Below are 21,354 nucleotides of genomic sequence, written 5' to 3'. Positions count from 1 at the left end.
TAAGAAAGAATTTAAGATTAAATCACCAATATGAGGTCCCCCTTCAAAGTAGACCTCCTCCTTAATACCCATTTAGGATCTCCGCGTCTGCAAATAACTTCCTTAATTGTTGCAGAAATTGAAAGTAATCGCACTGAACGGCAGCAGCCCGAACAACGATCACCACATCCCAGCCGGGCTGTAATTCAGGCAGGAGCTGGCGACACACCGCTCTTAGCTGCCGCTTAATTCGATTCCGAACGACGGCTCGCTTACTGACTTTTTGGCTGATCGAAAAACCAAATCGAATCGGGTTCGTGTTTACACGTGAACGATAGGCTCTTACAACCAAATATTGAGTACTTTTGCGGCTTCCTTTGCGGTATACAACACCGAAATCGCGGCTTTTTTTTAGTCGATGCGGAGTTGCTAACATTTAGCCACCAGCATGGCTTCTCAAACCGTTGCGGCAATCAGCGCTCACCCACTGACTGCTTCTCTACACAGATAAACGCTTGCGGCCTTTGCGTCGGCGAGAATTAATGACATTTTGGCCACTTTGAGAGCGCATCCGGGCTCTAAATCCCGACGTTCTCTTGCGCTTGCGGCAGGTTCCACCCAAGGTTCGTTTAGTCATAATTTATTCAGTCAAAAGATTTCACAAGGTCAAGGCATTTAGGTCGAGCGTTTGACCCAGAATCCATAGTTTACAATTTTATCACCCACTCTTGCCAGACCCGATGAAACCCCTTACGCTCAATGTTGCTCAGCTTGCAGTCGAGGTAATCCATGGAAACTTCTCTTGAAACTCTTTGGAGCCAAGTTCTGGAGCGCTTACAGTTACAGCTCAGCCGCCCCACGTTTGAAACCTGGATTAAGACTGCCAATGCTGAACAGCTAGACGATCATCGGCTGGTGATCCGCACACCCAATCCGTTTGCCCGGAATTGGCTGCAGAAATACTACGTCAAAACCATTCGAGACGTCGTCCATGAGATTTTAGGTCACCCGGTCGAAATTCAAATCGAAATTGCCCAGGGGGATTCCAGTGCCAGTATTGCGGCTCCCGAGGTTGCCTCGCCCCCTCCTAACGCCAGTCCTGTCGACCATACCAACACTCCCCAACGTCAACAAGCGAGTCTCAATCCCAAATATGTGTTTTCTCGCTATGTGGTCGGCCCCAATAACCGCATGGCTCATGCGGCTTGCTTAGCGGTTGCTGAATCTCCGGGTCGCGAATTTAATCCTCTCTTCCTCTGTGGTGGCGTTGGATTAGGGAAAACCCACCTGATGCAAGCGATCGGCCACTACCGACTCGAAATCTCGCCGAACTCTCGGATTTTTTATATTTCTACCGAGCAGTTTACGAATGACCTAATCGCCGCCATTCGCAAAGACGGCATGCAGAAATTTCGCGAACATTACCGCGCGGTGGATGTGATGTTAGTCGATGACATTCAATTTATTGAAGGCAAAGAATATACCCAAGAAGAGTTTTTTCATACCTTTAACACCCTGCATGAAGCGGGTAAACAAGTGGTTTTGGCATCTGATCGTCCCCCGAGTCAAATTCCCAGATTGCAAGAGCGACTCTGTTCACGATTTTCGATGGGCTTGATTGCAGATATTCAACCCCCTGACTTAGAAACCCGCATGGCCATTCTGCAAAAGAAAGCAGAATACGAAAATATTCGTCTCCCTCGAGAAGTGATTGAATATATTGCGTCTAGCTATACCTCTAACATCCGAGAGTTAGAGGGCGCTTTAATCCGAGCCGTGGCTTATATTTCTATTTCTGGCCTGCCGATGAATGTGGAAAATATTGCCCCGGTCTTAAATCCACCGACTGCCAAAATCTCAGCTTCACCCGACAGCATTATTAATGCTGTCGCAGATACCTACGGCATCTCCATTGATGATCTAAAAGGCAATTCCCGCCGCCGAGAAATTAGCATGGCCCGCCAAATTGGCATGTACTTAATGAGGCAGCATACAGACCTCAGCCTCCCTAAAATTGGTGAGGAATTTGGTGGCAAAGACCATACCACCGTGATGTATAGCTGCGATAAAGTCTCGGACTTACAAAAGAAAGATCCAGAACTGGCCCAATCACTGCGGCAGTTAGGCGACCGGATTAACCTGGCTAATCAACCCTAAGACTGACCTGAGCACTTCCTCACTCTGGCGTACTTCTTCGCTATCGTACTTAATCAATCTGAGAGAGATGCACTCAAGCCTTGATTCGTTCATGGGCTGAGGTCTTAGCTATTCTTAGAAGCGTTTATAAGAATGGGTTTAACTGCACTCATAAACTGCAATCTTTCATCACCGCCCTCAGCCCCTCTTTCTTACATGTCAACATCTAGGGGCTGGAGAGGCAAACTCATTGAAACGGCAAAGTTTGAGTCAAGGAATAGCAACTCAACAGAATCTGTTCTTAGATCAATTGCCTGTGTGCAATGTAGCAAAACGCAGGTAGAGGGCATAGATTGTGGATATCGTGAAAAAACGGTGGATATTCAGGCATGCCTAACCACTGCCCTAAAATTTTCTTCAGTGGATAGGTTGATCGCTCAAAACACTTACTTAGTAAAGGTTCTAGGATAATATAAACACAACCTTAAATCTTTTATCAAGAATTTTAAACCTCCAATTTACCCCTGTGGAAAACTGCCATTTTTCTGTGGAAAACACGGGTAAAACTTTGTGGAAAACTAGGGGGTCTTGTGGAGAAAAAAATATTAATTCACACCCTGTGGAAAACTCCTCGATCTTTTCCACAAGTTTTCCACAGGTTAGTGATCCGCTAAAGTCTTGTTATTAATAGGGTTTTCTACTTTTTCCACATTTTCCACAGCCCCTACTATTACTACTATTCTTTTAAAATTTTAAAGAGGAGAATATAGAGAGTCCCAATTTCTGAGCAAATTGATCACAGCTTTGTTGGACAGGGTAATGATGTTACGATGTTGCTCCCAGAGTTTAGAAAGTGTTGAAGTCCCTAGAAACGCTATGAAGTTGGTCTGTCAGCAAAGTGATCTAAATTCCAAACTGTCGCTTCTCAGTCGAGTGGTACCGTCGAATCCGACTCACCCAGTTCTGGCGAACGTGTTGTTGACTGCTCAAACCGAGCGTCTTGGCTTAACGGTGTTCGATTTGAGTTTGGGAATTCAGGTTTGGATTGCTGCAGAGGTGGAGGAAACAGGCTCTTTGACCTTGCCAGCCCGATTTCTCAACGACATTGTGTCGCGCTTACCCAACTGCGATATCGAAGTGGAAACGGAGGATACAGCGGTCACCTTGACCTGTGATTCGGGCCATTACCAAATGCAGGGGTTGGTGGCTGAAGAATTTCCAGGACTCCCCAGCTTAGATGAAATTCCTGCTTTGGATCTCCCCACTGATTTGTTTTTAGAAGGTTTACAGGCCACGCTGTTTGCAGCGAGTACGGATGAAAGTAAACAAATTTTGACGGGGCTGCATCTCAATACGTCTGAGACAGGGTTTGAATTTGCTACGACGGATGGGCATCGACTTGCGATCGCAAATTTTCCCGATCTGGTCACTCCGGAGCCCATGACCATGACCATGCCTGCTAAAGCCTTGCGAGAGCTAGAGCGGATGCTAGGGAGAGTCAATGCCGATGTAGCGTTGAGATTTGATACCAATCAGGCTATTTTTGAGCTGACAGGAGAACAGGGAACGGAGCAGCTCAGCTGTCGATTACTGGAAGGTCAATACCCGGCTTATCCCCAACTGGTTCCCAAGCAGTTTGAACGGCAAGTGACAGTGGAGCGTCAACTGTTGCTGAGTAGTGTAGAGCGGATTGCGGTGTTAGCGGCCCGTAAAAACAACATTATTCGCTTGAAGATCGATAGTGCAGAGCAGCAAGTGGCTTTGTCAGCAGAGGCACCTGAATTGGGAATGGGGGAAGAGCGCTTGCCGGCTCAAATTTCAGGAGAGGATTTAGATATTGCCTTTAATGTGAAATATTTGAGTGATGGCTTGAAGGCGCTCGGTAGCCAAGAAGTGCAATTACAAATGAACTCAGCGACCATGCCGGCTGTGTTATCGCCTTTATCAGGACGACAGATCACGTACTTGATTATGCCAATTCAGATTCGGAGTTAGCTGAGAGCGTCAGAGAGGGCACGATAACTTTGAGGGAACTATCTGTCGGTGCAGATGTCTTTAAAATAGAGTGAGTCATCTATATGAATGGTGAGACCATCGAATAGCCTTCGTTAATTTTGCCTGAATGAATTGAATTTTTGAGAGAAGATCTTCTAAAATTTAGCCATCCTGGTAAACAATGTACGGGTTAGTCTCTCAGTTGGATTGGTAAAGGGTTAACAGAATGAAAGAGATTGCGATTTTAGTGTTGTCTTTGAGTTTGGTGGGTGTATTAGCAAACACGGCGAACGCTATGCGTGCATTTCTGACGTCTGCTGACAGCGCTGATGACACTCAAGAAATTGTTTTGACTGAGACTGAAGAAGATGACTGTGTGCTGTCTCCGATTGTGTCTGACCAGCCTCCTGAAGATGGAGAGGATTGGCCAGGCTGCCGGGATTAAGGCTTAAGGCTGACAGACCCACACCCTTCCCCTCCTCAAGCTATTGATGCTTCTAGTCCCTCCTGAATGTCCTGTAGGTGTTTAGGAGGGACTGCTGATATCTGTGGTGTGATGGTGCAGCCGCTCAAGCTCCCTATGGGAGGAGAGATGCCCGACTTCTTTGACCGTATAGAGCGGGCGGCCTTTAATTTCTTCGTAAATTTGACCCACATATTCACCCAAAATACCTAGACAAATCAGTTGTACCGCTCCCAGGAAAAAGATCGCCATGGTAATCATGGTGTAGCCAATCAACTGACTAGATGGCCTGAAAAATCGCCAGTAGAGAGTGAGAAACATCATAAAGATGGCCAGAGCTGAGGCAAATAACCCCAGGTAAGTGGCTAAGCGCAGAGGCACTTTGGAGAAGGCCATGATGCTGCTGAGAGCCAGAGACAGAGATTTGCGGAAGTTATATTTGACGTAGCCAGCAAACCGAGGCGGGCGATGGAGGGTAATCGCCGTTTGCCGGAAGCCCACCCAGGCCCGCAGACCGCGAATATAGCGATTCCGCTCAGGCATTTGGTTGAGTAAGTCCACCACTTGCCGATCCATCAGGCAAAAGTCACCCGTGTCGGTGGGAATGTGGATATCAGAAAGACGTTGCAGAAAGCGATAAAACACATAGGCGGTCAAGCGTTTAATGATGCCTTCTCGTTGTCGAGAAATGCGTTGAGCGTAAACGACTTGGTATCCCTGCTGCCATTGCTGAATCAGATCAGGAACCACTTCCGGCGGATCTTGGAGGTCGGCATCCATAACGATAATGGCTTGGCCAGTGGCACACTGTAGACCCGCCGTTAAGGCAATTTGATGGCCGAAGTTGCGGGCTAAGCTGATATAACGCACGGAAGGGTCATTTTGGTGGAGTTGGCGAATCAGGGGGAGGGTGCGATCGCAGCTACCATCATCCACTAAAATTAGCTCGGCTGGGCCATCCAGTTTAGTGATTAATGCCTGCAAGCGTCGATAGAGTTCAGCAATATTGTCTTCTTCGTTATAAATCGGAATAACGAAAGAATACGTTATATTGCCACTTTGATCAGGATTACTTGCAATTGATGAAGGGGAGCTGAATGGCGTCAAGGGATTGTTATAACTAAACAAAAGAGACAATGCCTGTAAGAGACATTCTATGCCTTTAACCCTGTTGATCGTAGATGATGAACCGGGCATTCGCTTGGCGGTCACCGACTATTTGGAAGCAGCTGGGTATGTTGTCCTTGCCGCTGCCACAGGTCAACAAGCATGGCAGATGGTGCAACAATATCGTCCTCATCTACTGGTCACTGATATAAGAATGCCACAGATGGATGGTTATGAGTTAGTACGCCGGGTGCGGCAGCAGCCCGCGTTTCGCTTGCTCCCCGTCATCTATTTAACGGAGTACTCCGATACTCAACAGCGCATTCGAGGTTATCAAACAGGGTGTGATGCCTATTTGGCTAAACCCTTTAATTTGGAAGAACTTGCAGCTGTTGTGCGGAACCTACTCGATCGCGCTCAAATCATACAAACGGAATTGCAAGTGGTCTCTCATAATGCCCCTGGTCTCGAATCGGCAGATCCAGCAGTCGTTAGTGCTTTAGATTTAACCCAGCGGGAACAGCAAGTTCTGTCGTTACTGACGGAAGGATTATCGAATGCGCAAATTGGCGAACAACTCCACCTGAGTCCCCGAACGGTGGAAAAGTATGTGAGTAAATTGTTGCAAAAAACAGAAACGAGTAATCGGGCCGAAATCGTCCGGTTTGCCATGGACCACCATCTTCTAGGGGTCATTGATGCGGATCTCTAAGGATTTTGCAAATGATCCAATAACCCACTGCAGGCATCCAGTAAAAGATCAATCACATAATCGAACCCTGATGGCCCTCCATAATAGGGATCGGGCACCTCTTTATCGGCAAAGTTAGTACAGAAATCGCACATCATGTGGATTTTGTCGGCGTATTGCTCATCTGGATTCATTGCCACCAAATCGCGATAGTTTTGGCGATCCATGGCCAGAATTAGATCAAACTCAGCAAAATCTTCCGGCTGTACCTGGCGACTGTTGCCCGTGAGCACGATGCCTTGTTGTAAGCCAGCCGCCGCCATTCTCCGGTCTGGGGAAGCGCCAATATGATAGCTGCTGGTGCCTGCCGAATCGCATTGATAGGCATGGGTGAGCTGTTCTTGCTGCAGCAGGTGATTCATAATCCCTTCGGCAGAAGGAGAGCGGCAAATATTGCCTAGACAGACAAATAAAAGCTTGTGGGGCATCGGGTTGGGACAGGTTAAAACAGCATTGGCGTAAAACTGCCATGTAAACCGTAGGGGATATGGTGCTTTAAGTGCAAGCGGGCCAGTGGTCCCTGTTCGATCTGCTCGGCATCGAGAATCACCACATCGGATCGATCGTGATCGCCATCGTAAACCAGAGCAATCAACCAGCCTTGATCTTCTTGGGTGGCGTTGGGTTTGGGAATAAACACCGGTTCTCCCATAAACCCTTGAGGGGCGGCACTCCAGACTTGTTCCTCGCCCGTTTTAACGTCTTGCTTAAGGATGGCTTGTAAAGGCGCGTTGCCCGTACTGGCATCCGTGGCACCAATATAAACGTAGCGATAATCGTACCCTACATTCGCAGGATTTAGAGTTGGAAACTCACAGCTTCGCTGGATCAGTGGTGTTTTCTCAACAGTGCTGACTTCAGGATTGAGGCGAAATCGCCATAGAGAGCCGGGGGGAACCCCGTCAAAATCAATGGTGCGGAAGTCAATCCCCGACTCTAAGCCAGGGAAGGTGTCGTAGCAGATGGAGTCTACAATCACTTGACCGTCTGCTTCATAGGCATTGGCATGATGGAAGACAAAGTAGGCATCGGTATCTAGCTGCTGGGGTTGATTCTCGCCTCGTCGGACCAGCCAGATTTTGGTGGGACTACCCGGCTTAAAGGAGATGCATTCCCCTGCTCCCTTGAACCCCAATAGAAAGGGAATGGGATTCAGAATAACGGGATTTTGGAAAAAGATGTAGTAGTTGGGGGTAACGGCAAAATCGTGAATAAAGGCAAACCCTGGAATGACAAATTCCTGCTGATGAACCACCTCACCGGATGGGTCAAATTCGAACAGTTTCACTTTGCTAGAAAGACCAGGCTTAATGGCAAAGTTGACGAGGCGATCGCCGTCCGCATGGGGCAAGATGCGAGGATGAGCAGAAAATGGATCACCAGGGTTGAGAAGACCAGAAAAGTCTTCCAAGCCCAACGTGTCTAAGGTAGATGGATCGAGACGATAGGGCTGATCGGCTTCCCACAGGGCTAAGAGCTTACCCGCCCAATAGATGATATGGGTATTGGCAATATTTTTGAAGTTGATATCAAAGGCGTTGGCTAGCAAACCGCCGGGCTTGGGGGTACCAAACACTCCCCGGTACAGAATCTTGCCCGCTTCCTGCTCTGCTAAATAGCCTTCTGTACGGACAAAGCGGTTGCGAAAATGGGCCTTGCCCTGATCGAACTGAATTGAACAAATCATGCCGTCCCCATCAAAGGGATGCTGGAGTGGGGTACCGTTGACATCCAATAGCCCCGGACCGTTGCGAAATAGAGTGCCGCTCAACTCTGCGGGGATTTCACCGTCTATATCTGCGATCGCATAGTCGTATTCCTCTTTCAGAGATTGGTGGCCACCTTGCCAGTTGTGGTCGAGGTAGGTGTTGTGGGTTGGAGCAGAAACGGTCATAGGGATTTAATTACGAGGTTCAGTAACAAGTTCGACAGCGAGCGACTCAGATAAAAGCGGCTCGACAGATGGTGGGATATCTAAAGCGAGGTCTGGATCTAGGGCATCTGTCCCTTGGTCGGGCAGCCAATTCAGTAGTGGTAAGGGTAAGAGGGTGCTGAGATTGGCAATAATCACCAGCAGCCACAACTGCTGGAAATTGGTTTCTGTAATGCCCAATCCATGCATAATCAGAGCACCAGATTCATGGGATAGCAGGCCTGCTAGGTTGCTCACGGACATCAATAGAGCAAACATCGTGGCCTCGATGCCTGGAGGACAGAGGCGAGCGGCCAATACTAATACGGGCATATAGGCAATTTGCCCCATCACCGTCAGAATCAGGCTGTCACCCAAGCTAAACCATTCGTCACTAATGCCTAATGTTCGGTTGGCATGGGTGACCAACAGTAAAGTGGTCATGCCAAGGGATGCTGCAATGAGCGTGCTCCATAAAAAAATGCGGCGTACGGGAACGGCTTTGAGATAACGCTGAAAGACCCAGATGCCCAGCAAGGCTGCCAGACTGGTTACTAGGCGCACTCGACCGAGAAATTCTGGGTCAAAGCCTAAATCATTGGTGGTAAAGAAGAAAAAGGCAGCTTCAGAACTGGGGGTGGCTTGCCAGAGAAAGACAAAGATCACGGGCAGTAAAATCTGCTTTTGGGTAATGGCTTGCCAGAGCTGGCTGACTTGCTGCTTGGTCGTGTCTAAATTGATCTGAGTCTCAACCTTGGGGTCTGCAATCAGTCCAGCAATGGCAGAAACCAGCAGAGGAAAAGTGGCCGTAATCCAAAAAACGCTTTGGGTACTCATATGGGCCAACAGCCAGCCGCTAAAGTAGGCGGTCAGGATTCCGCCCAATGCGGTGGTGGACCAGCAAAGAGATTGTAGGGAGCCAGCATCGCTCTGAGATTCCTGGCGAACCCGCTCAACCACAAGAGAATCGACAATCACATCGCTGATGGCGACGGACAGAGAACTGAGGACAATGGCAATCGTTGCAGCAAGGGAAGTATGAACGATGCTAGCCATTCCTGCCCAGGCTAGGCATCCCAGTATCCCGGACAAGACGAGGTAGGACCGGCGACGATATCCAAAGATGGGGACGCTATCGGACACAAACCCAAAGATGGGCTTGATTACCCAAGGGAGGGCAGCAATTCCCATCATGGCGGCTACTTGAGCCGGGGTTAAACCGAGGTCGTCTTTTAAGAAGAAGCTGACGGCTAACCGAGCTAATCCCAAAATTCCCTGGACAAAATAGACCATCAATATGGCCAGTAGCTCAGGTGTGGGATCTTGACCGTAAAAGACGTTTTCTTTTAGGAAATCACGCACCGAGTCGAGTCTCGACTGAGATACAAACATTGATAATAATTTACAAATATCAATGTTTGTATCATACCCTGATTTCTTAGGTTGATTACTATATCGGGGCCTTTGGTGATTTCTAACGATGTTGAATTAAGTCACTCCAAAAGCTTGCTTTAATTTTGTGGGACTTTACGTTGAGGTGCTGACTTGATGTGCCAGATTGAGGAAAGAGTATTCTGCATTTTTGGTATTAATGACAACATTAGGGGGTATGACAACGATTCTGTCATACCCCCTAATGGCACACCGACGTTTTGAATCCCATTTTTAAAAAATCCAAGGGGATCGGGGACTCGGCAAAGGCGACCTCTTCTGCTTCCTTTGCCGTATCGGATAGGTCTTTGAATGCAGACATTTCAAACCCTCGCGAGAGCTTACCTATGTTCCATAGGTAAGATACCCTAAAGGCCCAAATCCTTATGTGAGGAGTCTGGCTCGTGGAGCTGTTGAGTGTTGTGAAATTTGCGTGCGCTTTGAGACGCTCATTCAATCAGAAGACGTAGTGTTATCGTCCCACTTTCGATATATGAATACAGGAATGAGCAGCATAAGCATATTCCAAGCAAGCCCTGAGAATAAGTATGATGCCGCATATTTATCTATGAAAGGCACCCAAGACAGGAATAATGACCCGAGGAAGCCAAGCAACATCGGTAAAGTGGCAATCATCAGATAAGTAGGTGAAGACAAAACACTTGCACCGATCAAGGTCGATCTCCCATCAACAAAACTGGTGTGGTCACCTAGTGGAGAGTAAAAAGTCTCTTGTCTTACTTGATCATCGTCGTAATCGACGATAACTAGGCTAGGTGCTAGAGCTAATAGGTTAAATGATCCTCGCGGCAATTCACTACCAAAAGACGGCGATGTATAGGCTCGTGCTGAAAATACTCGCTTTGTTGGCATAGCCATAGCCTGTAGTCTGGCTAGCTCTTTTTTGCCTATACCGATAGTCACTCCAAGTAATAGCTCGGCAAGCATCATTTTCAGGATGAGAACAATACCAAGTTTGTCGAGAATTCCAAGGATAAATTCCATAAGGCTCTTGATCGAAATCTTCAAAAATAAGTGACTAAATATAGTATTCCCACCAGAATCAATGCATAACTACAGCTATACGAAACCAAACGTATAAAAACTCTAATAATATCCCTATTACGACTAGTTCTCGAACAACCTCAATGACCCCTGCTGCGAATCCGTCTCTATGCCTTCTAAATCAGGGGCATCAATCGCGACAGCTATCACTGTCATGCCCTGAGTAGAGATACTAGAGCACTCTGAGTATAGGAATTATTTAATATTCCCTGAGACTAATGGGCGAAATGGTTAGAAAATGAAACGCGCTACCAAAAAGGTGCTTCCTACAATTGCTGGAGTTTGGATAGTATTCTTGCTCCTCGATTTGCCCATGATGATTAATCCCACGCCACTCTCAAAGGCTCGCGAGAGATTTTTAGTCAAAACAATTTGTCTCAGTCTTTATGCTGGATCGGTAGAAATATTTGCTACGGAATAATTTTTTAATTTTATACATTCTTAAGATCTTATGTATAAAAATCATTTGGCTAATACAAGAAGTGAATAGCCACCCAGTAATCGTACCGCTAAATCTTGGTTGATTGAAAATGCAAGTTTTCTAGGGAATTTCATTAACGTGGTTTTCCAACTTCGACTGGGTAATTCTAAGTAACTTCCTGTATATACATAATCAATAATTTGATATCCAGTATGTTTAAGAGACTCCAGTGCTGTTTCTTTTGTGAAGTAATGAATATGTCCAGCCGTTGTTCTTTTTCTGCTAATTGGAGAAGAACGAAGTACTGTTTGAACGGATAAATCAAGTGGAATATGAAATATTTTGTATTCTCCCTTGTTTTTGATTTTTCGTAAGAAACTAAAATAGTCTTCGATATGTTCAAAGACATCAATAGCCATTACAACATCAAAGTATTCATCAGAGTGATTCACTAGATCTAAAAGTCTGAATGATAAATTATTTTTTGTTTTTTTATTGCAAAGCTCGTATGCCTGAGGTGATATTTCATATCCGACAAATTTCTTGTCACTGCCATACTGCTCTGACAGCTGTTTGAGTATTTCTCCAGTTCCACATCCTATGTCACAAATTTTTGTGGGAGTCAAAAAATTTTTTTCGATAATTTTATGGATATTTTTTGCTTTCCATGGTGAGTCTTCTTCATGCCATGAAGGATGATCTTTAAGGTATGTTCCATTTTCATAGATTTGTACCATTATTTATCTCCGTAGCTATCTATATAATTATCAGTGAGAGAAAAATGATTAACTCTTTTTGTACTTAGCCTCTGGGATTTTGTAGGTTTTGTACTAAAGGGTGATAGTTTAAGTGATGATATTTTTGCGTTATAACATAATTATTTTTATAATTTATTTGTATTGTAGGTTACATTTTTTTGGACTGAAGAAACTGAGATAATTGAATCTACAAGATTTGAATATTAAATTTAACAGATTTTTAGCCTGGGTGATAGTTTTTTAGATCTGTCTTTATCCCTTTGATAAAGCGGCTATATTGGTTGACGAGACCTCTTCACTGTGTAAGAAAGTAAATAGAATCTCTAGTTTTACGTGCCTAAACTACTACCCCATTCATGGGTTTAAGTGCAGTCTGACTATTCTCTCAAGAAGTTGAAATTCTCCCTTTTTCAACAGTCGGGATGCTATATCTAATGCCAAAAAAATTAGTACTAGGTTTGTACAGAATGCGCTCCTCCAATTTATTCAGTATTTTTCTCTCACTGGTTTTCTCTCATCAATCGCTATGATCCAAGACTGGAAATACATTAAGTCTCTGTGCCTGTGAAATCAACCAGCTGATTCTGGCGATCGATGATGAGATGGTGAGTGCCAGAACCAGTCCATAAAGTGCTGACTGAGTTAGCAGTCCAGCATTCTTGGGTGGGTATTGCTTGAGGCTGCCAGGGTGGATCGAAGTGGTCATAGCTTGAATCAGGGAGGCGAAAATTGGATGCGATGGTCTTCGACCGACCTTTGGCCATCGCATCACAATCCACCGATTCATATCCCGTCTATAGATAAAGATTGGATAGTAGTTTCTCCTGCCTGAAATCGTGAAAATAACGGATAACCTTGCCAGGTATTTCCTACACCGTACAACTGGGCAATGCTAGCTGGATTGGCTGTTGGAGACCTAGGGTCAACATTTCTTCGGGAGTGTTAACAGAAGTCAGACCCCCATCTAAATACCAGAGGAATTTAAAAACTTGATGTGTCTTCAAGGATCCGGGTTGTTATGATCAGGACTGCGGCTCAGCATCTGGTACAAAACAGCCAGAGAAGCCGCTGAACAGTTCCAGCAAATCAATTGAAGGATATGGGTTGAGGATGAAAATTCAGGCGATTGAAACATTGGTTTCAGACTGGTCAGGCGATTGCCTAGGGATTGGCTTTTTTGAAGAGGCGGTGGATTTAGAAAAAGATCTGGCTCAGTTAAACCAACGCTTGGAAGGAGTCTTGCAGGAACTGATTGAGGAAACCGAATTTAAGGGGAAATCAGGTGAGCAACCTTGGACGCGCATTTCTGGCCAGGGACCAATTCGCAAAGTAGTGCTGATCGGCTTGGGCTCGCCCGATCACTTCAATTTAGACAGCTTGAGACAAGCGGCGGCTGCCTTGGCTAAAACTGCTCAAAAGCAAAAAGCGGCCAGTGTGGGCTTGCAATTACCCCTGTGGAACGAAGACGCTTCGGTCTCTGCTCAAGCAATAGCCGAAGGAATTGAACTCGCTTTACATCAGGATAGTCGCTTCAAATCCGATCCAGAGGCGAAAAAAGCGAGTGAATACCCTCAAGACATCAGCTTATTGGGTATGGCCGATCAGACGCAAGCGATTGAAAAGGCCCAGCAAATCTGTGCAGGCGTGATCCTAACCCGTGAACTTGTGGCAGCCCCTGCGAATGTCATCACCCCCAGTGCCTTGGCCGAAACGGCTGCACAAATTGCAGCCGAACACGGTTTGACCTTGGAAGTCCTAGAGCGAGAAGAGTGCGAAGCCCAAGGGATGGGCGCATTTCTGGGGGTCTCTTTAGCCTCTGATCTGCCGCCAAAATTTATTCACCTCACCTATAAGCCTAGCGGTACGCCTCGCCGTAAGTTGGCGATTGTGGGTAAAGGCGTCACTTTTGATTCTGGGGGACTCAACCTGAAGGTCAGTGGCAGTGGGATTGAAACCATGAAAATGGATATGGCTGGCTCAGGGGCGACGTTGGGAGCAGCCAAAGCCATCGGTCAACTGAAGCCTGATGTGGAAGTTCATTTCATTGTGGCGGCGGCTGAAAATATGATTAGTGGTCATGCGCTCCATCCAGGCGATATTTTGACCGCTTCCAACGGTAAAACCATTGAAATTAATAATACCGATGCTGAGGGACGACTGACCCTCGCTGATGCCTTGGTCTTCGCGGAAAAGCAAGGCGTCGATGCCATTGTGGATTTAGCGACCTTAACGGGAGCGTGCATTGTGGCGTTGGGGACCGATATTGCAGGCATGTGGACGCCAGAAGATAGTCTGGCAGAAGAGCTGACACAAGCTGCGAACCAAGCTGGTGAGAAATTTTGGCGAATGCCTTTAGAAGACAAATACTTTGAAGGGCTTAAATCTCCCATTGCTGATATGAAAAATACGGGGCCGCGTCCCGGCGGGTCGATTACGGCTGCTTTATTTCTACAACAGTATATTGAAAGTACCCCTTGGGCGCACTTAGATGTCGCTGGTCCAGTGTGGACCGAAAAAGAAAATGGGTATCTCAATGTTGGGGCTACGGGGTTTGCGGTTCGCACCTTGGTGAATTGGGCTGTTGGATAATCTTTGACGCTTGGTAGATAGTTGGGAGAGTGTGAACGGCACTCTCCTAGACCCAAAAGTCCCATAGCTGTATTGCTGGAGGCTGCACACTGTTCCAGTTGTTCAGTACAGTGGTCGAAAGTGTTTCAATCTTGACCTCCATGAGCAATTCCGTCCTCTCTCCAGAACAATTGGTTCAGCAACTGCAATGGCGATATGCGACCAAACAGTTTGACTCAACCCGAACCATACCTGAACCGATTTGGGATGCCTTAGAGAAAAGTCTGGTGCTGACGCCCTCTTCGTTTGGTCTGCAGCCGTGGAAATTTTTTGTGGTTCACAATCCTCAAACGCGCCAGCAACTGCTGGAATATTCTTGGGGGCAAACCCAAGTCGTAGATGCGTCCCATTTGGTGGTATTAGCGATCAAAAAATCCGTCAATGCTGATGATGTTGATCGGTTTATGCAACGGACGGTCGAAGTGCGTCAAGTTGAGCTGGAGTCATTAACTGGGTATGCCAACATTATCAAAAAATTTTTAGAACAGCCCCAAAATTCGAGCTTTGACGTCGATGATTGGGCGGCACGGCAAGTTTATATTGCCTTGGGCCAATTTATGACCAGTGCTGCTTTTCTGGGGATTGACACCTGCCCGATGGAAGGGTTTATCCCCGCCAAATACGATGAGGTTTTGGGCTTAACCGCTACCGACTATACATCCGTTGTGGTTTGTCCTGCCGGGTATCGTCAGACTGCCGATAAACATGCACAGCTCCCCAAGGTGAGATTCAAGCAAGCAGATGTTATTGAGCGGATTGACTAACGTGGGCTGGGAGCAGGTCTGGATCCAGATGAGGCAAGCGCTCGTTGCAAGAAGTGAGTTCTGATCTCTCACCTGTCTAGACTAAGATCAGAACAGCCTTTATGGGGATGGAATAATGGCTTTAGAACCTTGCCGAGTGTGCGGTACTTTAAACAGTTCAGAAGCAGAAATTTGCCTCAGTTGTGAGTTTCCAACTAAAGGTCGTCGCCGTCCAGCTATTTTTCAATGGGCAGCGGTCGGTCTATTTGCGCTGTTTACTATTCCCTTGGTGATGACTCTGATGAATCGGATTCAATCCCAACCTCGGCAGCCCTCTCCTCAATCTGTCTCTATTCACCTTGCGCGCTAGTATCCTGCTGTATTTCTGATGATCGCACCGCTTAAATTACCCCGTCGTCGGCTCTTGCAAATGACGGGTGCCCTAATGTTGACGCTGTTATGGCCGCATCTGGCCCATGGACAACCGGGACGACAGGTGCGAGATATCGCAAAGGCCGTAACGGTATTGGTGTCACCTCAGAGTAGTTCAGGGTCGGGAGTGCTGATCAAGCAAGAAGGAAACAGCTACTATGTGCTCACTGCCAAGCATGTTATGGAGTCCACCCAGGCCGGGGAAGAAGCCGATGTTGTCACGGCTGATGGTCAGTCTCATGCCATTAATACCCAAGCGATTTTGTATCTATCAGGGGTCGATTTAGCGCTGATTCGGTTCGATAGCGATCGCATCTATCCGGTTGCCACTCTGGGAAACTCTGAAGCCGTCACCGAAACGGATACCATCTATATTGCCGGCTTTCCCTTACCGGGCCAAGCGATTACGGCATCGACTTTTACCATTACCAAGGGCGTGATTACGGGCAAAGGCCAATACCAACGGGGATATGGCTTAATTTACGATAACGTTACCCAACCGGGCATGAGTGGTGGTCCGATCCTAAATGAGGCTGGTCAAGTGATTGGCATTCATGGTTTGGCCGAAGGGGAACGGGTACAAGGGGTCGCCGTCAAGGCAGGCTTAAACTTAGGGGTCCCAATCAATACGATTTTGGATCTTACCCCGCTGGCTTTGAAGCAGGCACCAATGGTGGATTCGCCTCAGCCCCCTGTTGTCTCTGGTCGCACCAATGAACAAACGTTTCGCGCGTTTTTAGATCAGCATTATGCCGCTATGGCCCCCTTAATCGAAACTCGGGATGCAGCTCGCCTGTTTAACTATCTGCCCATCGATAAGGAGCGCTTTCGCTACAGGCTGAACACGGGGGTTGTGCAAAATTACAATGACCGAGTCGCAGGCGCCTCGCAATATTATTCCCAAAAACCAGCGAGTGAAATTTGGAAACTCTCCTATGAAGTGACCGATTTGCAAATGCCAGACGCTGATCGGGCGATTGTCTCCCACATTGAAACCGTGAACTGGTCTTACTGGCCCGGGCTGTTGCGGGGAGTGGTGCGCCGCCGTGAAACAACCACTTGGGAGCGCGTGAACGGCCAATGGAAAATGGTCGCTGTGGAAGAAGGAAACCAGCTGTAGGTGTCCAGTGCGGGCACCCTGGGATGGGAGCTGCACTGGAACGGACAGCCTAGGTGTTGATTTGCACCTTCACGACTTTTTGTTTCTCTGGCTCGGCTTTGGGCAGGGTGACGGTCAATACGCCGTGCTGATAATCAGCCTTGACGCCCTGATTGTTAATTCGGCCTGGTAGAGGGATTGATCGGTGGAACTTCCCATAATGGAATTCGCTACGCGTCACGCCTCGGTCATCGCGCCGTGTTTCTGTGCGGCGCTCACCGCTGATCGAGACAGAATCTTTACTGACCTCGATATTGACCTCTTCAGGGTTGAGCCCCGGTAGTTCGAGATGCAACAGATAGTGATCGTCCGTTTCTTCTAATTCAACGGCAGGTACAAACCCTAGGTCGATGCCCGCTCGTCGGGTGGTTGCGAGATTGTCAAAGAGACGATTCATGTCCCGCTGCATCTCGTCTAGCTCTCGGAAAGGTTGCCAGTGTAGGAATGTCATAACGATATCCTCCTCGTTACTGTGAATTGAATAATGATGAAATGGGGAAAGACGTGAACCTAATGCTTACAACGTTGTGGGTTCTTGACTTCAAGCGTACTGTAGGGATTTGCGATCGCAGGTAGGGAGATGATCCCCTGTGGAGTAGGGATAACCCGCCTTCTATGCTGTCTTAAGATTCACAGGGAGAAAGATTGAGCCATACTTCCAATTGACTCACCATGCGTCGAAGCGCTTTCATTTCAATTAATTTGAGTGCCTTAGCAACAGAAACGACTCGCCTTTGCCGCTCTTGATCCTCGAGCCATTGCTGATGCAGTCGGGTCACAGCTAGGGGAAAGACTTGTACCATTGAAGACCCTTCCCACTTTTGATGTCGATAGATCCCTAATGGCTCTGTTGTAATCACCCCTTCAATCCCCGCTTCTTCCCACGCTTCTTGGGCTGCTGAATCCCATGCAGTTAAATGGGGTTCAATCGCGCCTTTGGGAATAATCCAACGATGCCGTTTCCGAGACGTAATCAGGACAATCTTTAAGCCATCCGGTTGAATCAGATAGGGCAAAGCAGCAGATTGCTGATAAGACCCTTCTTTCACGAGAGCAGGCATAACAATAGCCGATCAATAGTGGGGAGCTGCTTAAGAGGTTAGCGGGAATAAGCGGCTTTGCCAATACGATTAATAATCTCGAACACCATTAATTGATTTGTCGTGTAATAGTTGTAAGGCCACTTGACCATCAACAGGGCGCGAGAACAAATGGCCTTGGGCTTCCTGACAGCCTAAATCTAGTAAAAAACGTCTTTGAACAGGGGTTTCTACGCCTTTAGCCATCACATTTATTCCTAAGTCATGGGCAAGTTCGATAATAGAGCGCACTAGATCGAGATGATCAGCATCTAATTGTTTGATAAAGGATCGATCAATTTTTAAGGTATCTACGGGAAGCTGTTGCAAGCACTGTAAGGAGGCATACCCTGCGCCAAAGTCGTCAATACAAAGACTCACTCCCATCTTGTGGAGCTGTTGGAGGGTCTCCAGTGCTGTGGTGGCCTGATTGAACAAGATACTTTCTTGAATTTCAATCATCAACTGTTCAGGTTCAATTCCTGTTTGCCTTAAGACGTGTTGGACTTGAGAGATTAAGTCAGAGGTATCAAATTGCTTGGCCGAGAAATTTACACTGATCGATAAGGGTTCCTCGGTAAATTGTCGCCACTGCTGAATCCGAAAACAGGCTTCCTTCAACATCCAGTGATCAATGTCAATGATTAAGCCCGTTTCCTCAGCAATGGGAATAAACTCCAAGGGAGACACTAGCCCCAACCTGGGGTGAATCCATCGGAGTAATGCTTCAAAACCGACAATTCGTTGGTCCGCTAAACAAACAATGGGTTGAAAGAAGAGATTGAGTTCTTGTTCTTGCAAGGCCCGCTTCAAATCATTTTCAAGCTTTAACAAGCGTACTGCTCGCGCATGCATGGTGGGATCAAAGACAATGTAGTTTCCTCGACCACGGTCTTTGGCGTAGTGCACTGCAGTGTTGGCATCACGGAGTAAATCTTCTGCTCGGTCATACGCCATCAGCGTCAGAGAAATGCCGATGCTGACGGTAATCGACAAGGCTTGACCATTTAAACTGAACGGAGAGATCAGCTCTGCTGAAATCTGGTTGGCCATCAGTAACGCACTGCTGACGTCGTCGAGATGGTCCAGCAGGATAATAAATTCATCTCCACTCAAGCGGGCAAAAAGCGTAGATTCTGGTAAACAATTCTTTAAGCGCCAAGCAATAGAAATTAATAGCTGATCTCCTGCTAACCGCCCGAAGCAGTCGTTGATACTTTGAAAACGGTCAATATTAATGACTAAGATGGCGAAATGATAGTTTTCTTGCCGTTTATATTGTTCAAAAGCATGCGCTAACTGAATCAGAAAATAGGTTTGGTTAGGGAGACCGGTTAAAGCATCGTAAAACGTTGTTTTCATGATGCTTTCGCTGGTCTGTTTGCGCTCGTCAATGAAATCTAACGTACTTTCCCGCGCTTTTTGGATCAGCGAAACTAGCTCTTGGTAGTTAGCAATGGAAGATTGGATCAGCAGAATCTTTTTAGTGCCTAGTGTGAGGGCAGAGGCTTCTAAATGAATCTCTTGGTTCTGAGCATCATGCTCACACCATAAGCCCGATTTATAGAGTCCAGATTGGTTTTCGTACCAAAATTGGGCGGCATCCGTTAAAAAGTTGGATAAAAAAGGTAAGTGTTCAGTAATCCAATGCGGTTCCAGGTGAGTGGTTATTTGTGGACAGAGATGGGTAAACCAGGTGGGAATCGTCCCCACAATTTTGAAGGACTGCCCGTTGACCTGTTCCAACACCAGAATATCTAAGGCAGCTAATACGTTTGCAGGGAGCGATTCCGTCATCATGATTTCTGGTATGAATACAGGGAGGGTAAGTCAACCATTGTATTTTCCGCTAAAGAAGTGGGGACAAAGCACCTCTGCCTTTGATCTAGCCTATCAAAGGTCTGTTTGTCGATGATCAAGGTCCCTGCTTGCGAGATTTCGTTTAAATTCACCGCGATATCCATGGGCTGTCCCATCACGGTTAAGGTTTTGCCAAAGCCCACTTGCAGCAAGCCCACTGTAACTGTGCCAGTCGTCACTACCAATGCACACTGGGTGGCAGCATGCTGATGGGAAGACTGATCTTGAAAGGTATCTAAAATGCGTATGCTGGCTGCGATCGCTTGTTGGGAAGCATCCTGTGTGGAAGGCAAGGCACCAAAAACAGCAACAATGGAATTGCCAATACTTTGGTGAATAAGACCGCCCTCATCCAAAATAAGCGGAGAGATAGTAGACAGATAAGCATCCAATTCTCTTAAGGGATTTGTGGTGGGGGTTGGCGTTTCCAGGCCAGAGATGCTGCAGCATTTGATCACTAAAATGGTGAGTAATTTCTGTTCACCAGCAGGTCGGATATCCAAGATATTTTCAGCCACCGTCTCTGCATCCATCCATTGGCTGAGAGATTTAGCCTGTTTGCGTCTGAGCAAGCTGAGATCATTGACTTTTTGTTGAATCAGAACATGCTTGGCATTTTCAGTGGTGGCATCAAACAAGAGGACCCAATCCTGTTCCTGCTCGGCAAAGAGATGAACCTCAGCAATGATATCCTCTTCAATTTGCAAAAAGGGAATATGCAGGGCCGATTCTTCCAGGGGCAATAAGCCAGCCAAGAAAAAGATTTGCTCGTCTACGAGGTTGTGGAGGGTGAGTGGATTGAGACCATAGCGATCGCAATCCCCACCAAAGGCTAATAACGCTCCGTCCTTACTAATTTGGAGATACGCAGGAAAGCGATCACGAACGACAGTAGAACAAAGGAACGTGACGATGGGTTGAGGCAAGTTCAACATGTGTCTTTAAATCATCAGTTGCGCTAGTTGTGTAAAGCACTCTTCGACTCCTAGACCTGTCCTTGCACTTCCCATACAGTACAACCATTGTCGCTGGGAGAGTTCTTCGAGGTCTTCCTCTCCGATTTCCCAGTCTTGACTCAGATCATACTTATTGAAAATTGTAATAAATGGCACTTTGCCAATCGTGTCTTCAACCTTAGCTTGTAAGTGAAACACTGTTCCTAATGTATCTCGTCGGGTGCCATCTACCACCAAAATATAGGCGGCTGACCCCCGCAAATATGACATTCTAATTTTTTGGAATTCATCTTCACCATGAATATCCCAGAGAATTAAGGTGAGATCTTCCCCCTCCACGCTGACCATCTTTTTATCAATTTTGACCCCAACCGTGGTTTGATATTTATCGGAATAAATCCCCTGAACGTATCGAGCAATTAAGCTCGTCTTCCCTGTCGCAAAGGCACCGACCATACAAATCTTTTTTTGGAGCATAT

Annotated in this window: 22 protein-coding genes; 8 read left to right on the top strand and 14 right to left on the bottom strand. The window is 46.8% G+C overall.

Annotated features, from left to right (window positions below):
• Positions 1-61 precede the first annotated feature (61 nt).
• Together rnpA and rpmH are read right to left on the bottom strand one after the other, a co-directional pair.
• Positions 62-415: a ribonuclease P protein component gene (rnpA, locus tag Q0986_RS11980; RefSeq protein WP_299410390.1), complete on the bottom strand. Its 354-nt coding sequence runs from the start codon at positions 413-415 to the stop codon at positions 62-64.
• 63 nt (positions 416-478) lie between these two features.
• The gene (gene rpmH / locus Q0986_RS11975; RefSeq protein WP_299410388.1) at positions 479-616 is read right to left on the bottom strand and encodes a 50S ribosomal protein L34; all 138 of its coding nucleotides are present in this window, start codon (positions 614-616) and stop codon (positions 479-481) included.
• A 152-nt stretch (positions 617-768) separates the two neighbouring features.
• On the opposite strand from rpmH, the gene dnaA reads away from it, so the two are divergent.
• The 3 genes from dnaA to Q0986_RS11960 all read left to right on the top strand — a co-directional run bounded on the left by dnaA (position 769) and on the right by Q0986_RS11960 (position 4,555).
• The gene (gene dnaA, locus Q0986_RS11970; protein ID WP_299410386.1) at positions 769-2,136 is read left to right on the top strand and encodes a chromosomal replication initiator protein DnaA; all 1,368 of its coding nucleotides are present in this window, start codon (positions 769-771) and stop codon (positions 2,134-2,136) included.
• A gap of 855 nt (positions 2,137-2,991) precedes the next feature.
• On the top strand, positions 2,992-4,110 hold the full coding sequence (gene dnaN / locus Q0986_RS11965; RefSeq protein WP_299410383.1) for a DNA polymerase III subunit beta: 1,119 nt from the start codon (positions 2,992-2,994) through the stop codon (positions 4,108-4,110).
• Between the two features lie 226 nt (positions 4,111-4,336).
• Positions 4,337-4,555, top strand: a complete 219-nt coding sequence (locus Q0986_RS11960; protein WP_299410380.1) for a hypothetical protein — start codon at positions 4,337-4,339, stop codon at positions 4,553-4,555.
• An 81-nt stretch (positions 4,556-4,636) separates the two neighbouring features.
• Here the strand turns inward: Q0986_RS11960 and Q0986_RS11955 are convergent, their stop codons facing one another.
• Positions 4,637-5,680 carry a glycosyltransferase family 2 protein gene (locus tag Q0986_RS11955; protein ID WP_299410378.1) on the bottom strand — a complete coding sequence of 348 codons (1,044 nt, stop codon included), beginning with the start codon at positions 5,678-5,680 and terminating at the stop codon, positions 4,637-4,639.
• A 49-nt stretch (positions 5,681-5,729) separates the two neighbouring features.
• Between Q0986_RS11955 and Q0986_RS11950 the strand changes: the two genes are divergently transcribed.
• Entirely contained in the window at positions 5,730-6,392 is a 663-nt protein-coding gene (locus Q0986_RS11950) for a response regulator transcription factor (protein WP_299410376.1), read from the top strand.
• On the opposite strand, the gene Q0986_RS11945 is transcribed toward Q0986_RS11950, so the two are convergent.
• From Q0986_RS11945 to Q0986_RS11920, 6 genes are all read right to left on the bottom strand, one after another.
• On the bottom strand, positions 6,389-6,859 hold the full coding sequence (locus Q0986_RS11945; protein ID WP_299410373.1) for a low molecular weight protein-tyrosine-phosphatase: 471 nt from the start codon (positions 6,857-6,859) through the stop codon (positions 6,389-6,391). The two genes, Q0986_RS11950 and Q0986_RS11945, sit on opposite strands and share 4 nt — an antisense overlap.
• Before the next feature lie 14 nt (positions 6,860-6,873).
• On the bottom strand, positions 6,874-8,325 hold the full coding sequence (locus Q0986_RS11940; protein WP_299410371.1) for a carotenoid oxygenase family protein: 1,452 nt from the start codon (positions 8,323-8,325) through the stop codon (positions 6,874-6,876).
• Positions 8,326-8,331: 6 nt separating this feature from the next.
• Positions 8,332-9,735 carry a folate/biopterin family MFS transporter gene (locus Q0986_RS11935; RefSeq protein WP_299410368.1) on the bottom strand — a complete coding sequence of 468 codons (1,404 nt, stop codon included), beginning with the start codon at positions 9,733-9,735 and terminating at the stop codon, positions 8,332-8,334.
• Between the two features lie 492 nt (positions 9,736-10,227).
• Positions 10,228-10,779, bottom strand: coding sequence for a hypothetical protein (locus tag Q0986_RS11930; protein ID WP_299410366.1), 552 nt, complete (start codon positions 10,777-10,779; stop codon positions 10,228-10,230).
• A gap of 522 nt (positions 10,780-11,301) precedes the next feature.
• Entirely contained in the window at positions 11,302-11,997 is a 696-nt protein-coding gene (locus Q0986_RS11925) for a class I SAM-dependent methyltransferase (protein ID WP_299410360.1), read from the bottom strand.
• Positions 11,998-12,566: 569 nt separating this feature from the next.
• Positions 12,567-12,782 (bottom strand): hypothetical protein, encoded by a 216-nt coding sequence (locus Q0986_RS11920; RefSeq protein ID WP_299410355.1) that lies wholly within the window; start codon positions 12,780-12,782, stop codon positions 12,567-12,569.
• A gap of 346 nt (positions 12,783-13,128) precedes the next feature.
• Between Q0986_RS11920 and Q0986_RS11915 the strand changes: the two genes are divergently transcribed.
• The 4 genes from Q0986_RS11915 (at position 13,129) to Q0986_RS11900 (ending at position 16,941) form a co-directional block, all read left to right on the top strand.
• Positions 13,129-14,607: a leucyl aminopeptidase gene (locus Q0986_RS11915; protein ID WP_299410350.1), complete on the top strand. Its 1,479-nt coding sequence runs from the start codon at positions 13,129-13,131 to the stop codon at positions 14,605-14,607.
• Positions 14,608-14,747: 140 nt separating this feature from the next.
• Positions 14,748-15,410, top strand: coding sequence for an NAD(P)H-dependent oxidoreductase (locus Q0986_RS11910; protein ID WP_299410346.1), 663 nt, complete (start codon positions 14,748-14,750; stop codon positions 15,408-15,410).
• Positions 15,411-15,525: 115 nt separating this feature from the next.
• Positions 15,526-15,759 carry a hypothetical protein gene (locus tag Q0986_RS11905; protein WP_299410344.1) on the top strand — a complete coding sequence of 78 codons (234 nt, stop codon included), beginning with the start codon at positions 15,526-15,528 and terminating at the stop codon, positions 15,757-15,759.
• 18 nt (positions 15,760-15,777) lie between these two features.
• The gene (locus Q0986_RS11900; protein WP_299410342.1) at positions 15,778-16,941 is read left to right on the top strand and encodes a trypsin-like peptidase domain-containing protein; all 1,164 of its coding nucleotides are present in this window, start codon (positions 15,778-15,780) and stop codon (positions 16,939-16,941) included.
• A 49-nt stretch (positions 16,942-16,990) separates the two neighbouring features.
• Here Q0986_RS11900 and Q0986_RS11895 read toward each other — a convergent pair whose 3' ends face one another.
• The 5 genes from Q0986_RS11895 to Q0986_RS11875 all read right to left on the bottom strand — a co-directional run bounded on the left by Q0986_RS11895 (position 16,991) and on the right by Q0986_RS11875 (position 21,352).
• A complete protein-coding gene (locus tag Q0986_RS11895; protein WP_299410340.1) occupies positions 16,991-17,431 on the bottom strand; it encodes an Hsp20/alpha crystallin family protein in 441 nt (146 codons plus the stop codon).
• A 172-nt stretch (positions 17,432-17,603) separates the two neighbouring features.
• On the bottom strand, positions 17,604-18,041 hold the full coding sequence (locus tag Q0986_RS11890) for an NUDIX hydrolase (protein WP_299410338.1): 438 nt from the start codon (positions 18,039-18,041) through the stop codon (positions 17,604-17,606).
• Between the two features lie 69 nt (positions 18,042-18,110).
• Complete coding sequence (locus Q0986_RS11885) at positions 18,111-19,859, bottom strand: bifunctional diguanylate cyclase/phosphodiesterase (RefSeq protein ID WP_299410335.1); 1,749 nt, start codon at positions 19,857-19,859, stop codon at positions 18,111-18,113.
• Positions 19,856-20,854: a hypothetical protein gene (locus tag Q0986_RS11880; protein WP_299410333.1), complete on the bottom strand. Its 999-nt coding sequence runs from the start codon at positions 20,852-20,854 to the stop codon at positions 19,856-19,858. Before Q0986_RS11880 ends, Q0986_RS11885 begins: the two co-directional genes overlap by 4 nt.
• 6 nt (positions 20,855-20,860) lie before the next feature.
• On the bottom strand, positions 20,861-21,352 hold the full coding sequence (locus Q0986_RS11875) for a Rab family GTPase (RefSeq protein WP_299410330.1): 492 nt from the start codon (positions 21,350-21,352) through the stop codon (positions 20,861-20,863).
• Positions 21,353-21,354 lie beyond the last annotated feature (2 nt).

It is taken from the genome of Acaryochloris sp. IP29b_bin.148 (assembly GCF_028285565.1).
Lineage (GTDB): Bacteria > Cyanobacteriota > Cyanobacteriia > Thermosynechococcales > Thermosynechococcaceae > Acaryochloris.
This window is presented reverse-complemented; position numbering and strand designations above follow the sequence as displayed.

Excerpts from the sequence above, each read along its gene's own strand:
- Q0986_RS11880 (WP_299410333.1), bottom strand. The coding sequence starts at position 20,854 with ATGTTGAACTTGCCTCAACCCATCGTCACGTTCCTTTGTTCTACTGTC.
- Q0986_RS11940 (WP_299410371.1), bottom strand. The coding sequence starts at position 8,325 with ATGACCGTTTCTGCTCCAACCCACAACACCTACCTCGACCACAACTGG.
- dnaN (WP_299410383.1), top strand. The coding sequence starts at position 2,992 with ATGAAGTTGGTCTGTCAGCAAAGTGATCTAAATTCCAAACTGTCGCTT.
- Q0986_RS11910 (WP_299410346.1), top strand. The coding sequence starts at position 14,748 with ATGAGCAATTCCGTCCTCTCTCCAGAACAATTGGTTCAGCAACTGCAA.
- rpmH (WP_299410388.1), bottom strand. The coding sequence starts at position 616 with ATGACTAAACGAACCTTGGGTGGAACCTGCCGCAAGCGCAAGAGAACG.
- Q0986_RS11925 (WP_299410360.1), bottom strand. The coding sequence starts at position 11,997 with ATGGTACAAATCTATGAAAATGGAACATACCTTAAAGATCATCCTTCA.
- Q0986_RS11895 (WP_299410340.1), bottom strand. The coding sequence starts at position 17,431 with ATGACATTCCTACACTGGCAACCTTTCCGAGAGCTAGACGAGATGCAG.
- Q0986_RS11920 (WP_299410355.1), bottom strand. The coding sequence starts at position 12,782 with ATGGCCAAAGGTCGGTCGAAGACCATCGCATCCAATTTTCGCCTCCCT.
- Q0986_RS11960 (WP_299410380.1), top strand. The coding sequence starts at position 4,337 with ATGAAAGAGATTGCGATTTTAGTGTTGTCTTTGAGTTTGGTGGGTGTA.
- Q0986_RS11945 (WP_299410373.1), bottom strand. The coding sequence starts at position 6,859 with ATGCCCCACAAGCTTTTATTTGTCTGTCTAGGCAATATTTGCCGCTCT.
- Q0986_RS11930 (WP_299410366.1), bottom strand. The coding sequence starts at position 10,779 with ATGGAATTTATCCTTGGAATTCTCGACAAACTTGGTATTGTTCTCATC.
- Q0986_RS11885 (WP_299410335.1), bottom strand. The coding sequence starts at position 19,859 with ATGATGACGGAATCGCTCCCTGCAAACGTATTAGCTGCCTTAGATATT.
- Q0986_RS11900 (WP_299410342.1), top strand. The coding sequence starts at position 15,778 with ATGATCGCACCGCTTAAATTACCCCGTCGTCGGCTCTTGCAAATGACG.
- Q0986_RS11890 (WP_299410338.1), bottom strand. The coding sequence starts at position 18,041 with ATGCCTGCTCTCGTGAAAGAAGGGTCTTATCAGCAATCTGCTGCTTTG.
- Q0986_RS11875 (WP_299410330.1), bottom strand. The coding sequence starts at position 21,352 with ATGCTCCAAAAAAAGATTTGTATGGTCGGTGCCTTTGCGACAGGGAAG.
- Q0986_RS11915 (WP_299410350.1), top strand. The coding sequence starts at position 13,129 with ATGAAAATTCAGGCGATTGAAACATTGGTTTCAGACTGGTCAGGCGAT.
- rnpA (WP_299410390.1), bottom strand. The coding sequence starts at position 415 with ATGTTAGCAACTCCGCATCGACTAAAAAAAAGCCGCGATTTCGGTGTT.
- Q0986_RS11905 (WP_299410344.1), top strand. The coding sequence starts at position 15,526 with ATGGCTTTAGAACCTTGCCGAGTGTGCGGTACTTTAAACAGTTCAGAA.
- dnaA (WP_299410386.1), top strand. The coding sequence starts at position 769 with ATGGAAACTTCTCTTGAAACTCTTTGGAGCCAAGTTCTGGAGCGCTTA.
- Q0986_RS11950 (WP_299410376.1), top strand. The coding sequence starts at position 5,730 with ATGCCTTTAACCCTGTTGATCGTAGATGATGAACCGGGCATTCGCTTG.
- Q0986_RS11935 (WP_299410368.1), bottom strand. The coding sequence starts at position 9,735 with ATGTTTGTATCTCAGTCGAGACTCGACTCGGTGCGTGATTTCCTAAAA.